This is a genomic window from Phaeobacter sp. JH20_08 (assembly GCF_048056635.1).
GTDB lineage: Bacteria > Pseudomonadota > Alphaproteobacteria > Rhodobacterales > Rhodobacteraceae > Phaeobacter > Phaeobacter bryozoorum.
In genome coordinates this window covers 396,735-411,339 of record NZ_JAYMVV010000005.1, presented here as the reverse complement: position 1 = coordinate 411,339, position 14,605 = coordinate 396,735, and the positions used below count along the sequence as shown (strand labels likewise).

Annotated in this window: 16 protein-coding genes; 1 reads left to right on the top strand and 15 read right to left on the bottom strand. The window is 64.0% G+C overall.

The features are described from left to right. Nucleotides 1-172: 172 nt before the first annotated feature. From ftsH to ruvC, 13 genes are all read right to left on the bottom strand, one after another. Nucleotides 173-2,086, bottom strand: a complete 1,914-nt coding sequence (ftsH, locus tag VWY75_RS03965) for an ATP-dependent zinc metalloprotease FtsH (protein ID WP_340544613.1) — start codon at nucleotides 2,084-2,086, stop codon at nucleotides 173-175. Nucleotides 2,087-2,163: 77 nt separating this feature from the next. Continuing rightward, nucleotides 2,164-3,369 carry a tRNA lysidine(34) synthetase TilS gene (gene tilS, locus VWY75_RS03960; protein WP_416537329.1) on the bottom strand — a complete coding sequence of 402 codons (1,206 nt, stop codon included), beginning with the start codon at nucleotides 3,367-3,369 and terminating at the stop codon, nucleotides 2,164-2,166. 53 nt (nucleotides 3,370-3,422) lie between these two features. Next, entirely contained in the window at nucleotides 3,423-4,268 is an 846-nt protein-coding gene (gene ybgF, locus VWY75_RS03955) for a tol-pal system protein YbgF (RefSeq protein WP_416537312.1), read from the bottom strand. A 6-nt stretch (nucleotides 4,269-4,274) separates the two neighbouring features. After that, complete coding sequence (pal, locus tag VWY75_RS03950) at nucleotides 4,275-4,784, bottom strand: peptidoglycan-associated lipoprotein Pal (RefSeq protein ID WP_340544610.1); 510 nt, start codon at nucleotides 4,782-4,784, stop codon at nucleotides 4,275-4,277. A 121-nt stretch (nucleotides 4,785-4,905) separates the two neighbouring features. Continuing rightward, on the bottom strand, nucleotides 4,906-6,246 hold the full coding sequence (gene tolB / locus VWY75_RS03945) for a Tol-Pal system beta propeller repeat protein TolB (protein WP_340544609.1): 1,341 nt from the start codon (nucleotides 6,244-6,246) through the stop codon (nucleotides 4,906-4,908). Beyond that, nucleotides 6,243-7,394 carry an energy transducer TonB gene (locus VWY75_RS03940; protein WP_416537311.1) on the bottom strand — a complete coding sequence of 384 codons (1,152 nt, stop codon included), beginning with the start codon at nucleotides 7,392-7,394 and terminating at the stop codon, nucleotides 6,243-6,245. The genes tolB and VWY75_RS03940 overlap by 4 nt, the downstream gene beginning before the upstream one ends. Before the next feature lie 13 nt (nucleotides 7,395-7,407). Beyond that, a complete protein-coding gene (tolR, locus tag VWY75_RS03935; protein WP_260114293.1) occupies nucleotides 7,408-7,896 on the bottom strand; it encodes a protein TolR in 489 nt (162 codons plus the stop codon). A 3-nt stretch (nucleotides 7,897-7,899) separates the two neighbouring features. Further along, the gene (gene tolQ, locus VWY75_RS03930) at nucleotides 7,900-8,595 is read right to left on the bottom strand and encodes a protein TolQ (RefSeq protein WP_027247939.1); all 696 of its coding nucleotides are present in this window, start codon (nucleotides 8,593-8,595) and stop codon (nucleotides 7,900-7,902) included. 114 nt (nucleotides 8,596-8,709) lie between these two features. Beyond that, entirely contained in the window at nucleotides 8,710-9,096 is a 387-nt protein-coding gene (ybgC, locus tag VWY75_RS03925; protein WP_416537310.1) for a tol-pal system-associated acyl-CoA thioesterase, read from the bottom strand. A 40-nt stretch (nucleotides 9,097-9,136) separates the two neighbouring features. After that, nucleotides 9,137-9,805 carry a hypothetical protein gene (locus tag VWY75_RS03920; protein ID WP_340544602.1) on the bottom strand — a complete coding sequence of 223 codons (669 nt, stop codon included), beginning with the start codon at nucleotides 9,803-9,805 and terminating at the stop codon, nucleotides 9,137-9,139. Between the two features lie 307 nt (nucleotides 9,806-10,112). After that, nucleotides 10,113-11,144 (bottom strand): Holliday junction branch migration DNA helicase RuvB, encoded by a 1,032-nt coding sequence (gene ruvB, locus VWY75_RS03915; RefSeq protein ID WP_340544600.1) that lies wholly within the window; start codon nucleotides 11,142-11,144, stop codon nucleotides 10,113-10,115. 111 nt (nucleotides 11,145-11,255) lie between these two features. Then, nucleotides 11,256-11,945, bottom strand: a complete 690-nt coding sequence (gene ruvA, locus VWY75_RS03910) for a Holliday junction branch migration protein RuvA (RefSeq protein ID WP_416534705.1) — start codon at nucleotides 11,943-11,945, stop codon at nucleotides 11,256-11,258. Further along, the gene (ruvC, locus tag VWY75_RS03905) at nucleotides 11,942-12,439 is read right to left on the bottom strand and encodes a crossover junction endodeoxyribonuclease RuvC (RefSeq protein ID WP_340544597.1); all 498 of its coding nucleotides are present in this window, start codon (nucleotides 12,437-12,439) and stop codon (nucleotides 11,942-11,944) included. Before ruvC ends, ruvA begins: the two co-directional genes overlap by 4 nt. Before the next feature lie 361 nt (nucleotides 12,440-12,800). Between ruvC and VWY75_RS03900 the strand changes: the two genes are divergently transcribed. Beyond that, on the top strand, nucleotides 12,801-13,019 hold the full coding sequence (locus VWY75_RS03900) for a DUF1127 domain-containing protein (RefSeq protein ID WP_340544595.1): 219 nt from the start codon (nucleotides 12,801-12,803) through the stop codon (nucleotides 13,017-13,019). A 206-nt stretch (nucleotides 13,020-13,225) separates the two neighbouring features. Here the strand turns inward: VWY75_RS03900 and VWY75_RS03895 are convergent, their stop codons facing one another. Together VWY75_RS03895 and VWY75_RS03890 are read right to left on the bottom strand one after the other, a co-directional pair. Beyond that, entirely contained in the window at nucleotides 13,226-13,570 is a 345-nt protein-coding gene (locus VWY75_RS03895; RefSeq protein ID WP_260086218.1) for a hypothetical protein, read from the bottom strand. Between the two features lie 105 nt (nucleotides 13,571-13,675). Next, the gene (locus VWY75_RS03890; RefSeq protein ID WP_416537309.1) at nucleotides 13,676-14,548 is read right to left on the bottom strand and encodes a 50S ribosomal protein L11 methyltransferase; all 873 of its coding nucleotides are present in this window, start codon (nucleotides 14,546-14,548) and stop codon (nucleotides 13,676-13,678) included. Nucleotides 14,549-14,605: the final 57 nt, after the last annotated feature.

Sequence of the window (14,605 nt, the reverse complement as noted above, 5' to 3'; positions counted from 1 at the left end):
GGGGCATCTCCATCAGGCTCATTTCATTCAGGAATTTCCGCCACCATAGGGGCGGCATCCGGTTCTGGCCAGCCCCGCCGCTCGGCTTTTCGTGCGCAGTTCAGTCATCAAAAAACCCGGCCACCGCCAGGGTGACCGGGTCTGATATTACACGGTGTTCAGCGCCGCGCCGTCAGGACGACGGTTCCGGTGCCATGCCATCATCCGACGCAGGCTTCTTCGGCTTGGCCTTGGGGATCGCGGTGACCGAGGCGCTACCGGTATCGGTGTCATCATCCTCGTCCTCGCCTGCCTGCGGCGGCTCGCCATTCATAACGCGTTTGATCTCGTCACCGGTGAGGGTTTCAAATTCCAGCAGCCCCTGCGCCAGACGTTCCCATTCCTCATTCTTGTCCTTGAGGATCTGCAACGCCTGTTCATAGCCCTGCTGGATAAAGCGCTTCACCTCATCCTCGATCAGCTCCTTGGTGTTGGCAGAGACCGAGAAGCCCGCCGTATTGCCGGAATAGCCTTCGTGCGCTTCGGCATAGTCGATGTTGCCGACCTTGTCCGACATGCCCCAGCGCAGCACCATGGCACGCGCCAGCTGGCTGGCCTGCTGGATGTCGCCGGCCGGACCGTTGGAGACATGATCTTCGCCGTATTTGATGACTTCCGCCGCCTTGCCCGCCATGGTCATCGCCAGCTTCTGCTGACATTCGTCACGGTGATAATTCAGACGGTCCATTTCCGGCAGCGACACAACCATACCCAGCGCACCACCGCGCGGAATGATCGTCGCCTTATAGACCGGATCGCACAGCGGCAGCGCCATGCCGACAACCGCGTGACCGGCCTCGTGGTAGGCGGTCTTTTCCTTCTGATCCTGGGTCAGCACCATCGAGCGGCGCTCAGCCCCCATCATCACCTTGTCCTTGGCCGATTCGAAATCTTCCATGGTGACAAAACGGCGGCCAACACGGGCGGCCATCAATGCGGCCTCATTGACGAGGTTGGCCAGATCCGCACCGGAGAACCCCGGCGTACCACGCGCGATGATGCGCAGATCAACGTCAGGGCCAAGCGGCGTCTTGCGGGCATGAACGCCCAGGATCTTTTCGCGGCCCTTGATGTCGGGGTTGCCGACGGTCACGTTCCGGTCAAAACGGCCCGGACGCAGCAGCGCCGGGTCCAGCACGTCCTTGCGGTTGGTGGCGGCCAGAATGATGACGCCTTCATTGGCCTCAAAACCGTCCATCTCCACCAAGAGCTGGTTCAGCGTCTGTTCACGCTCATCATTGCCGCCGCCATAGCCGGCGCCACGATGGCGACCGACGGCGTCGATTTCGTCGATGAACACGATACAGGGCGCGTTTTTCTTGGCCTGTTCGAACATGTCGCGCACACGGGAGGCACCGACACCGACAAACATCTCGACAAAGTCGGAACCGGAGATGGTGAAGAACGGCACGCCCGCCTCGCCTGCAATCGCACGCGCCAGCAGCGTCTTACCGGTACCCGGAGGGCCCACCAGCAGGGCGCCTTTGGGGATCTTGCCGCCGAGGCGCGAGAATTTCTGCGGGTTGCGCAGGAATTCGACGATCTCTTCCAGCTCTTCCTTGGCCTCGTCGATGCCAGCCACGTCGTCAAAGGTGACGCGGCCATGCTTCTCGGTCAGCATCTTCGCCTTCGACTTGCCAAAGCCCATGGCGCCGCCTTTGCCGCCGCCCTGCATCCGGTTCATGAAATAGATCCAGACACCGATCAGCAGCAGGAAGGGCAGCAGGGTCAGCAGGAACGACTGGAACCCGGACTGCTGCTGCTTCTCGGCGCGGACCGGAATGTTGTTGTCGATCAACAGGGCGGTCACCTCGGCATCGCCGGGTTTGATGGTCATGAAATTCTGCCCGTCCGACGTGGTATAGCGAACCTGTTCACCATCCAGCGTCACGGTGCTGACATTGCCGTTTTCAACCGCGCTGACAAAATCAGAAAAAGTCTTCTCTCGGCTCTGCATCGTGCTGCCCGAACCACTGAACAAGTTGAACAGCGCCAAGACGAGCACAAACAGAACAACCCAAAAGGCGATATTGCGTACGTTGCCCAAGGAAAGTCTCCCAAAATGCGAGGCGCACCTGGCAGGCCGCCTTCGTTGCCTCTAAAATAGGGATACTTCAGTGAGGTTCAATGCGATAAAAGAGCTGTGAAGAACTCTTCGCTGTTCTGAACCAGTTCTGCGGACCATCCGTTGCCAAATCCTGCCAATGGGGCGGCAACCAGCTCACCCCCCCGCCACACGGCCGGCGTGGCATGAAGCACCTCGCCCGGAACCTCGGCACTGCGCCAGTCGGGACAGTGCTGCAGGCCGTCAGAGCCCAGGGCGCGCACCTCATGGTCCTTCACCTCGCCGCCAAAAACCCGCCAGCGCCCGTCCCAGAGCCGACCGGGCCGGGTCATCTCATCGGCCACCGGGTTATATTCGCGGCAGACCCAAGTGCGCTGTTTGCGGGTGATCATCCGGCAGCCCCCCAATGTGAAGGATCCGCCACGACGCACCGCCTCGCGGGCCTGCACCATCGGCTCACGCCGTGGCGGATGCACCGCCCCGCTGACCCATTGCACGGATCGCACCAGCAGCCGGTGGGCAATTTCGTCCGGCAGCGTGCGAAACTGGCGCTGGTCGATGACAATCGCGCCATCGCGCACCTCGGCCATGTCGCGGGCGGCCAGGAACGTATACCAGTCCAGGGCTTCGCGGGCGGCGCCCATATTGCGGGCAACGGCGGCCAGCCGCTGCACGGTCAGCCCCAGCGGCGCCAGCGCATCCATCGCCTGACGCACCCGCACCCGCTCGAAACGCAGATCCTCGTTGCTGGGGTCCTCAACCCACTGCCCTCCCCGCTCCCGCAGGTAGCCGCGCAGCTCTTCGCGCGTCACCTCCAGAAGCGGCCGCAGCAGGGTGATCCCCTCGATCGCGCGGCTGCGCGGCATCGCAGCCAGACCGGACACCCCCGACGACCGCCCCAGCCGCATCAGCAGCGTTTCGGCCTGATCATCGGCCGTATGCCCCAATGCAACCACCGGGATGTCATTCAACTGCGCCCATGCGGTCAGCAGCGTATAGCGCGCGTTGCGGGCCTGCTCCTGAAGATTGCCCGCCTGCTGCGCAGAAGGCCGGTCAACCCATTGCAGGATATCATGCGCCAGACCCAGTTTGGCAGCCACATCCGCCACCATCTGCGCCTCCTCGCCCGAGCTCGCGCGCAGCCCGTGATCAACAGTTGCGACACAGATTTCCACGCCCAGATCGGCAAAACACTCATGCAGCGCATACATCAGCGCCATCGAGTCGCCGCCGCCTGACACCGCAACGCCCAACCGTTCGGGCAAGGCAGACCGGAACTGCTCCTGCACAATGGCGAGGATATCCCGGTCCCTGCGCGTCAATTGCAGGCCAGTTTTGCGCGTTCCGCCTCCGCTGCGGCGGTTTCGGCTGCACCGGGAAAGCGGCTGCCGACCTCTGCCAGGGTCACACAGGCCTGGCTGGTCTGACCCAGCCGCCCCAGTGCGGCGCCCAGTTCGTACAATGCCTTCGGCGCGGTCTCTCCTGAGGAGCTGCCGGAGAATGACGCCAGATAGGCCCGCGCCGCCTCGCGGGTGTCACCCAGCCCGTCCAGCGCCTTGCCGCGGTTGTATTCCACCGCTGCGGCCAGCGGGCTGCCGGGATAAGCCAGGGTGAAGGCCGCGAATTTCTCCGCAGCTTCCTGATAGGCGCCGCTGTCCAGCGCGGCCTTGGCGGCGTCGAAATCCGTCTGCTCGCCCACCGCCAGCTCCGACGTCGTATCGACCGAAGTGCCCGGCGGCGTGGCGGGCAGCGCAGGTGCCCCGGCGGCGGGCAGCTCACCGCCGCCCAGCGTGCTGGTTTCCCCCAGTTTCGAGACATCGCCGCCTTCCAGTTCCACCAGACGGAACTCCAGGTCACCAATCCGGTTGGTGCCATCCTGCACCACCTGATCGACGCGGTAGGAGAGCTGTTCGGTCTGCGCGGTCAGCCGCTGCAGCTCCGCCTCGATGGCGCTGACGCGGTCCAGCACACTGTCGCCCGCGACATTGGTCTGCGGGCTGCCGGTGGTCGACATTTCCCGCTTCAGCCGCTGGATTTCGACGTGCAGCACGGTGAGTTCCTGCCGGATATCGGCAAGGGTCTGTTGATCCTGCGCCCGGACGGCAAGCGGCGGCACAGCCAGGGTCAGCGCAAGGGCGGCAATCGCAAGAGGACGCAGTCGCATGGTCACTTACCCCGTCAGGCCACCCGCCAGCACGGTGACCGCGCGACGGTTCTTGGTGTAGCAGGCCTCGTTCGAGCAGATCTCCAGCGGGCGCTCCTTGCCAAAGCTGACAACCTGCAGACGACCGCCCGCAACCCCTTGGGAAATCAGGTATTCGCGGGCAGCATTGGCCCGGCGCGCACCCAGTGCAAGGTTATATTCGCGGGTGCCCTGCTCATCGGCGTGGCCTTCGATTGTGACCACATAATCCGGGTTGGCCGTCAGCCAGCGCGCCTGCCCCTGCAGAACGCTCTGGGCGGCAGGTGACAGGGTCGATTGGTCAACCGCAAACAGCACCCGGTCGCCGACCGTCTGCTGGAAGTAGGCCGGGCTGCTGGGATCCAGCTGCCCCGCAGCGCCCGCCCCGGCCCCTGCACCAGGCCCACCGGCCCCGGCTGCATCATCCCAGGGGTTGCCCGTACAGGCGCTCAGCCCCAACGCCGCTGCCACCAGCACTGCTTTTGTCAAACCGCTCATGATATCCGCCTCGTCCCATTTCCAATTGTTGCACCAGATTTACCACAGGCCCGATGCCGCTGCCACTTTGGTCTTTGTTAACAGGGCGCGCGCCGGACCATTATGGCAGGCGCGCGACACTTCAGTTCTGCAAGGGCGACCACGCCGGATCCGACGCGCCATCGGGGGTGCGGACCGGTTTCAGGTTGCGCCCCGATACATCCACCGAATAGAGCAGCGCCCGGCCACTGGCCCCTTGGGTTTCACGGGTAAACATGATCACCCGGCCATTCGGGGACCAGGTCGGCCCCTCATCTAGGAAGGAGGCCGTCAGCAGGCGTTCCTCGCTGCCATCGGTCCGCATCACGCCGATATGGAACCGGCCCTTGTTCTGCTTGGTAAAGGCGATCATGTCACCGCGCGGCGACCACACCGGAGTGCCGTAGCGCCCCGCGCCAAAACTGATCCGCCGGGCCTCGCCGCCGGTTGCCGCCATCACATAGAGCTGCGGCGCGCCGGAACGGTCGCTTTCAAAGACGATCTGGCTGCCATCGGGGGAAAACGACGGGGCGGTTTCGATCGACGGCGCACTGGTCAGCCGGGTCCGGGTGCCGGTGTCGATATCCATGGTGAAGATATCGGTATTGCCGCCCTGCGACTGCGAGTAGACCACGGTGCGCCCATCCGGCGCAAAGCGCGGCGCAAAGCTCATGATGCCATTGTCCGCCGACAGCACCCGACGCTGCACGCTGCCCACATCCAGCACATGGATCTGCGGAAAGCCGCTCTCGTAGCTGGTGTAGAGCACCCGGTCGCCGGTGGGTGAGAACCGCGGCGCCAGCACGATGGAGGCGCTGTTGGTCAGATATTGCACATTGGCGCCATCGTAATCCATCACCGCCAGCCGCTTGCGCCGGTCGTCCTTTGGCCCGCTTTCGGAAACAAACACCACCCGGCTGTCGAAATACCCGCTTTCGCCGGTGATGCGGCTGTAGATCACATCCGCCACCTTATGGGCCATGCGCCGCCAGCCGTCGGTGGTGCCGGAAAACTGCAGACCGGTGCCCAGCTCCTTTTCGGCAAAGACGTCATAGCCCCGGAACCGAACCGTCAGCCGGTTGCCATTCACGCTGAGAGCGCCGGTGATCAGCGCCTGTGCATTCACCGCTTTCCAGTCGGCATAGCCGATCGCCGCATCGAAATCGGTGACCTTGGCGATATGGGCCGAGGCCGGGACTTCACGAAACAGGCCGGTGCCGCTCAGATCCGCGGCAATCACCCGCGAAATCTCACGCGCCAGTTCGGCGGCGGCAGGGGTTTCCGGCACAAAGCCGGGCACCGCATAGGGCAAGGGTTCGATCACCCCGTCGGTGATTTCGATCCTCAGCGGGCCATCCTGTGCCTGCGCAGGCAAAACCGGTGCCATCACCGCCGCCCCCAGCAGGGTCGCGCCCATCACGAGCGTTGCCAGATATGTCCTCATTTGATCCGCATCCTTTCGGGATTGAAGGTCATTTCGATATTACGCCATTGCGCATATTTGTCAGACGGAAGTTGGAAACCACGCGCACCGCAGCGCAGAATCGCCCGCCGCGCCGCGCCAAAGGCCTGATTGGCCGCAGCCCCCGATCCGCCGGTGCTGGAGAGCATCCGAATACTGCCCTCCTCGGGCCGACCATCCGGTGTCAGCGCGACCGAGACCACCACGGTGGTGCGCAGCGCCTCCGATGACAGCGAGCCGACGTTCCAGCATTGCTGCACGGCCACCCGCAGCGCATCCTTTTCGCCACTGGTCAGCGGCGGGCCCGAGGGTTCCGGCGCTGCCACCTCACCACCACCGGCAAGGGCTGCGGCCAGCGCATCCTCCACCGCATCAGAGCGATCCGGCGCGGGGTCAGGCTCGACCGGCTCAGTCGTGGCAGGTTCCGGTTCGGGCTGTGCGACTGGCTCCGGCCGCGTCGGCCGCGCTGGCCGGGTCCGGGGCCGCAGTGACTGCGCAGGTGCAGCGCTGGCCACCTGTTCGGTCTGCGCCTCGACCTCCTCGGTCACGATCCGGTCGTTGGCCGCCGCCTCTGCCGTGGCCTGCTGGGACTCCTGGGCAGGCTCGGAACCAACCTCATCGGAGACCTCTGGCTGGGCCACATCATCAATCCGGGTGTCCGGCTCCGGTGGTGCCACCGGGGTCGGGGCGACGCGGTCCAGCGGGCGCAGCTGCGGACGCTCGGCCAGCTGCGGTGTCACCGTGGTCGTGTCCGGCACGTCGGGCGGCGCGGGCGCGGCCACCGGCGGTGTCGGCTCAACCGGCTGCGGCTCCGGGCGCTCGGCCAGTTCGGTGTCAGGCTCGGGCGGGGTCACCGGCTCAGGCTGGCTGATCTGCGGTTCGGGCTCCGGCTCCGGCGGTGGTGTGACCTGCGGTGCGGGTTCCGGCTCGGGCTGGGTCAGATCGCCGGCGGTATCGGCCACCACTGGCGCGGCGCGCTGCTGGCTCAGCCGGGCGAATTCCTCGGTCGAGATGATCGACACATCCTGCACCGCCATCGGCAGCGGCTCGGACGGGAACCAGGCGCCGAAAACGACCCAGCCCGCCAGCAGCGCATGGCCTGCAACAGAGATCTTGGTTCCGGTCTGCACACCCGTGCCCCGCCTATTGCCCGCTGTCTTCGACAGCCCGCCCATCAAGGGTTGGACCACCCACATCGGTCACCAGACCAACGCTGGAAAACCCACCGGCATTCAGCGCCCCCATCACCTGCATCACCGCCTCATAGGGGATAGCCCCATCCGCACGCAGGAACACCTGATCGGAGGTCCGCTCTGCCGCGATGGCGCGCAGTTTGGCGATCAGCTCATCCGGGGCCACGGCAGTGGTCTGGATCTGGATCTCGCCGCTGGCGGTCATGGTCACGGTCAGCGGCTCTTCCTCATCGCCGGGCAGCGCGCCTGCGGCGGTCTTTGGCAGCTCCACCGGCACGCCCACCGTCATCAGCGGGGCCGCCACCATAAAGATGATCAGCAGCACCAGCATCACATCGACAAAGGGCGTGACGTTGATTTCCGCCATCGGCCGCGCACGGCTGCGCCGCCGTCCCCGGCGGCGCCCGTTGGCGGCATTGGGTTGAACCGAGGCGCCCATGGATCAGGAATCCAGCTGGCGGCTGAGGATGGTGGAAAACTCATCGGCAAAGGCTTCGTAGCTGCCGATGATCCGGTCGCTGTCCGCGCTCAGCTTGTTGTAGAAAATCACCGCGGGAATCGCAGCCAGCAGCCCCAGCCCCGTCGCCATCAGCGCCTCGGCAATGCCCGGCGCCACAACGGCGAGGTTGGTGTTCTGCTGTTCCGCAATCTCGATAAAGGCAGTCATGATGCCCCAGACGGTGCCGAACAGCCCGACAAACGGTGCGGTGGACCCAACGGTGGCCAGGATCGACAGACCACTCTGCACATGTTCGCTTTCCTTGGCGATCGCCACATCCATCGACCGCTCGATCCGTGCCTGCGCACCCGCAATCAGCGCCCCGTCGGTGCGATGACTGCGCCGCCATTCGGTCATCCCGGCGGCAAAGATCCGCTGCGACTGCCCCTTGGGCTGCGGGCCGATCTGGTCAAACAGACCATCCAGCGGCTCACCGGACCAGAAGGCACGGTCGAACTCCGCCGCCTCCCGACGGGCCAGACGATAGTTGATCAGTTTCTGCAGGATGATCGCCCAGGACCAAACGGAGGCGACAACCAGCATCAGCATCACCAATTTGACCGTCAGGGTCGCCCGCGCGAATAGCCCCCACATGGAGAAATCAATCTCCTGCGCCAACGCCAGAGTTTCTGCTTCCATGGACCTGCTCTATGTTTTTGGCCGTTTTCCAGCCGTTTTCCGGCTTTCATTTGGCAAAAGGCTATCGCAGTTCAAGGTCAAAAGCCAATGAAACAGCCGTGACAGCAGGAATTGTTACAGCAATGCGCGAATCTCTGCCGGCAGGCGGATCGGCGCGCCGGTCCCGGCATTGACGCAAACCACCGTAACGATGGCGCGAAACAGCGCCGTCTCGCCGCGAAACACCCGCTGCGACATGGTGAGCCGCGCAGGGGTGACCTTCTGCACCTCGGTCTCGATCCGCAGCTCTTCGTCGAATTTGGCAGGGGCGAGGTAATCCGCCTCGATCCGCCGCACCACCCAGATCAGCCCCGCCTCGCGCATGGCGTTCTGATCATTGCCAAGGTTGCGCACCCAGTCGCTGCGCGCCCGTTCGATAAACCGCAGGTAATTGGCGTGATAGACAATCCCGCCCATGTCGGTGTCTTCGTAATATACCCGAACCGGAAAGCGATGGATCATTCTGCCGGGCCTCCTGCCCCGTTTTGCGCTGGCGCGCGGCTCAGTGGCTGGCCTGACCAGAGGCGTCGGCCGAGGGCTCAATCGGTGCCTGCAGCCGGGCAAAGAGCCGCAGCGCATGGGCGCTGTCGGATGCCGCAAGCGGCATCATCCGATCATAGGCCGCCGCAATCACCCCGGCGATATCCGGGCGCAGGATGGTGGCGCCCGTCTCCGGCAGCACCGCCAGCGGCGAGGTCTTGGCAAAAGCGCTGTCGCCCCACATCAGGATCGCCTGCACCGCCTGCGTCAGGGCGAGCGTTTCGGCAGGCAGCTTTGCCATCGCGCCGCCCATGCGCAGAAAAACGAAACAGGCCTGAATGGCCCCCTGATCGTCAAAGCGGAAGGCGCGGTACTGGCTGGCATCCGCCGCCTTCAGCCGCTCAAGCAGCGGATCAAGCCCCGGGATCAGCCGGTCCAGATCCGGCACCCCCATCAGCTCGTCCCAGTCGCGAAAGAAAAACACCATGAGGTTGGAGCCCAGCTCGGGATCGGTCTCCGCCATCTGATGCCCTGCAAGGGTCACCACCGCCTCGATCGCCCCCTTGACGGTCGCCAGCGTGCTGTCCTCCACGCCAAAGACGATCGGCGCAATCGGCCGCCCCCAACGGGCAAAGGCATAAGAGCCATCGGCACGGGTAAACAGGGCTTCGATCTCGGCTGGGGTCATCATGCGGCTCTCTAGTCGGACTGCGGTCTTGAATGGGCTTAATGCCCGCTCACGGGATCAACGGCAAGGGTTGCGACCGGGTATCACTGTGCATCTTCTGGCCCACAATATCCCCGCCGGAGGCAGCGCCGCGCCTGGCGCGGCGCTTCATTCAGGCCTTGTCACTTAGGTCAGCAGGCGTGACCAAATGTTTCGCACGCGAAACATACGCTAAAATTGAGTCCAATTCTTCAAACCCATTTTAACACTTTCAGACTGTTTTGACGCCAATCCGCGACAGGACTGACGCGCCTGCGCGGCAGATGAGCCGCTATAGCAACAGGTCGCCCTGCCCCCGTGGCGGCGTCAGCCCAAGGTGGGTCCAGGCCTTATGCGCCAGCATCCGCCCGCGCGGCGTGCGCTGGATCAGACCCTGCTGCAACAGATAGGGCTCGATCACCTCCTCCAGCGCATCACGGCTTTCGCTCAGGGCCGCCGACATGGTCTCGATCCCGACCGGACCACCGCCATAATTCTCGGCAATCATCCGCAGATAGCGGCGATCCGCGCCATCCAGACCCAGCTGATCCACCCCCAGCCGCGTCAGCGCACCATCGGCCAGTTCCCGGGTGATGGTGCCATCGCCCTCGACAACCGCGAAGTCCACGACGCGGCGCAGGAGCCGGCCGGCGATCCTGGGGGTGCCGCGGGCGCGCCGCGCGATCTCACGGGCGCCGTCGTCATCTGCGGGGGCGCCCAGCTTGCGGGCGTTGCGGCTGACGATCTCAAAGAGCTCGTCGATGGTGTAGAACTGCAACCGGGTTGGAATGCCAAACCGGTCCCTGAGTGGTGTGGTCAACAGGCCCATGCGGGTGGTGGCCCCGACCAGGGTAAAGGGCTGGAGCTCGATCCGCACGGTGCGCGCCGCCGGCCCTTCGCCGATCACCAGATCCAGCTCGAAATCCTCCATCGCGGGGTAGAGCACCTCCTCCACCGCCGGGTTCAGCCGGTGGATTTCGTCGATGAACAGCACGTCGCGGGATTCCAGATTGGTCAGGATCGCTGCCAGATCGCCCGCCTTGGCCAGAACCGGCCCGGAGGTCATGCGGAAGTTGACGCCCAGTTCGCGGGCGACGATCTGCGCCAGGGTGGTCTTGCCCAAACCGGGGGGGCCATGAAACAGCGTGTGGTCCATCGCCTCGCCGCGGCGGCGCGCACTTTCGATAAACACACGCAGATTGGCGCGGGCTTCGGCCTGACCGATGAATTCGCCCAGCCCCTGCGGGCGCAGGGCGCGGTCGTTTTCGGCGGCGCTGTCTTCGGGCAGAGGCGCGGGACGCAGGGTGGGATCGGCGTCAATCATTCTGATGACTCCAATCTGGTTTCTTTAAACCCTACTCCGATCGGCAGGCCGGGCAGTGCCCGTCCGCCCGCAGACGGGCACTGTCCTATTTTTTTCAATACTCTCACACCATCAGCCTTTCGGTGCCAGCAGCCGCAGGGCGGCGCGGATCAGCTCGGCCTCATTGGCGTCTGGATAGGTGGCGGCCGCCTCGGCCACGGCGGCGGCGGCATCGGAGGGACCATAGCCCAGATTGCCAAGCGCAGAGAGCGCCCCCGCAGAAGCAGCTGCGGCACCGGAGGGGGCCTTGGGTGGCGCTTTGCGTGGTTTCCTGGCCGTGCTCACCGGCTCGGCGGGTTCGACCACATCCAGCCCCGGCCCATCCATGGCGTCGACGACGGTGCCACCCATCGCCATGACACCCGGCGCCTTGTCTTTGAGATCCAGAACAATGCGCTGCGCGGTCTTGGGGCCGACCCCTTTGGCGGCCTTCACCGCCGCCCAATCCCCCAGCGCGATCGCGCGGCTGACTCCATCGGGGCCAAGCGCGCCGAGAATGGCCAGCGAGACTTTCGCCCCCACCCCCTGCACCGAGGTCAGCAGGCGATGCCATTCCTTTTCGACCAGCGAAGGGAAGCCATAGAGCTGCATCAGGTCCTCACGCACCACCATATCGGTATAGAGCGCGACCGCCTCGCCGACGCCCGGCAGCGCAGCCATGGTGCGGTCGGAGCAATAGACGATATAGCCGACGCCGCGCACATCAATCAGCACGTGATCGCTGCTGCGGTACTCCAGACGCCCGGTGAGTTTTCCGATCACGCGCGCTTCTCCTTCAGCTGGCGTTGTTGCGTGCCCCCATAAAACGCATGACAGATGGCAATGGCCAGAGCATCCGCTGCATCGGCGTTCTTGGGCAGGCAGCCGGGCAGTTGCAGTTTGACCATATGCAGGATCTGTTCCTTGGCCGCATGACCCACGCCGACCACGGTTTTCTTCACGCGGTTGGGGGCATATTCACCCACCGGAAGACCGGCCTGCGCCAATGTCATCAGGGCGACGCCCCGCGCCTGCCCCAGTTTCAGCGTGCCGGCACCATCCTTGTTCACGAAGGTCTGTTCGATGGCGGCCTGATCGGGGCGGTAGGCCGCGATCACCTCGATCACCTGATTGTGGAGCGACAGCAGCCGTTCTCCCAGATCATCGCCATCGGAGGTGCAGACGCCGTTGGCGATATGGCTGAGACGGGTGCCGCGTGATTCGATCACCCCCCAACCGAGGTTTCGCAACCCCGGATCAATGCCCAATATTCGCATGTCTGCCCTATCCCTGCCCGGTGTGGAGGTCTGATTTTGCTCAGGATTAGCACAAAAGGCGAACATGTCCAATTGCTTTACAGGCCTGTGCGATGTGCCCTGCGGGGATGCCGCGCGGCACCTGTGGCGCAAAAACACGTGAATCCTGTTCCGAAAACGACCCTCTCCGGCGGGGAAACCGACATTCCTTTCCAAGAGGTAAAAAATCGGCCTTTTCCCTTGTTTTTATGGATCATAAGCCATGCAAAAAGCGCATATGACACATGCAATTTCAGCGATTGTCAGCCGTCATGCAGATGACTAATTGCCGTCCATCGCCACAGGGCGAAGAGTTCAATTCAACCTCCGAAAGGACGAGGACATGGCTGCATTTGACACCACCCGCACCACCTATGGCACCAGCAGCCTGTTTGGCCGCTTCAGCGCCATGATCACCGGCCTTCTGGGCGCGGCTATCGACTGGAACGACGCGCGCGCCACCCGCCAGACCCTGGGTCAGCTGAGCGACCGCGAACTGGCCGATATCGGCCTGTCCCGCGCGGATATCGATCGCGTTGCCGAGGGCAAGCCGGTCTTCTGAGGTTGGCACGTGGGTCTGGATCATCCAGAACCTATCATCCGAGAGACATGAAAAACGCCGCCTCCTGATGGAGTGCGGCGTTTTCTGGTTGCTTTGGTCTGCACGTCGATGCCGAGGCGTAACCCTGCTGCGTCGGACATGACCGCGCGGCCGGATTGTGTCGGATGCCCCCCAGCGCCCGACACATGGCCCGCCAGCCTGTCCCTCTACCGCAGCACAGGTCCGATCTTCTCGGCCAGGAACTGTGACACTGGATCCCGCTGCATGACAAATGCACCGGCTTTTTCCAGCCCCGTTCCCGCCCGCAGCTGGTCGACACGATAGTCGTAGCTGCCAAATCCCAGCGCTGCCATCAAGAAGCCCTTGAACAGCAGAAACGCCGCGACAAACAGGATCAATGATCGGCCGGAGATCCGCGACTGCACCCGTCGCGGCGCCACCACGATCAACCCATCCGCGCGCACTTTGGCAGTATAGCCGCGCGCCATGGCCCCGTGTTTGCGTTCCAGCCGGTCAAGCCGAGCATAGAAATTGTTACTGTGTTCACCCATAACCAAAACCCTGCAATGGCTCCCACCATCCACATATTAATGTTTAGGTAGGGAATGGGACCATTTTGGGGCGGGTCATTAAAATGCTCAACAAACTTGAACGATTCAGCCCTTTTTCTGCAAAAGCAGCGTCGTCCAGTCACCAATCTCGGTGCATTCCACAAGATTGATGCCGTTCTGTGCATAAACACCCTGCACCTCATCGGCCTGTTCGTTCAGCAAACCGGAGAGAATCGCATAGCCACCGTCGCGCAGATGGCCGGCCACATCCGGGGCCAATGCAACCAGAGGGCCTTTCAGGATATTGGCGAAGATGAGATCGTAAGGGGCCGCCTCGGCCAGTGCCGGGGCGTCGAAACCGGCGGCTTCAAGACATTGCACACGGCCTTCCATGTCATTGGCCTTCAGATTGGCCTCGGCAACGTCCACGGCGACCTGATCAATGTCGCTGGCCAGGATCTGCCCATCCCAGACGCGCGCCGCAGCCATCGCCAGCACCGCCGTGCCACAGCCGATATCGGCGACTTTCCCGGCGACGAAGCCGTCGTCGATCAGCTTGTCCAGCGCCTTCAGGCAGCCAAGGGTGGTGCCGTGATGGCCAGTGCCAAAGGCCATCGCCGCCTCAATCAGAAGCGGAATGCGATCAGCGGGCAGCTTGTCGGCATCATGGCTGCCGTAGACGAAGAAACGGCCCGCTTCCACCGGCGCCAGTTCGCGCCGCACATGGGCGACCCAATCGGTCTCGGGCAGTTCAGAGATCACAAAAGGCTGGGCATCGAACATGGTCGCCAGCAGCGCCAGACCGGCCTCATCCGGGGTCTCGGTGAAATAGCCGCCGACCTCCCACAGGCCGGAGCCGTCCTCGACCTCGAACACGCCCAGACCGGTGGGTTCCGGGATCAGGCGCTCCATCGCCTCGCCAAGCGCTTCGGCGGGGGCTTTTCCAGTCAGGGTGGTGAGGGCGGTAAAGGTGGGCATGGCGGTCTCCGGGCAATGGTTGCACAGCGCCTAGGCCCGTCGGCGGCGCAGGTCAAG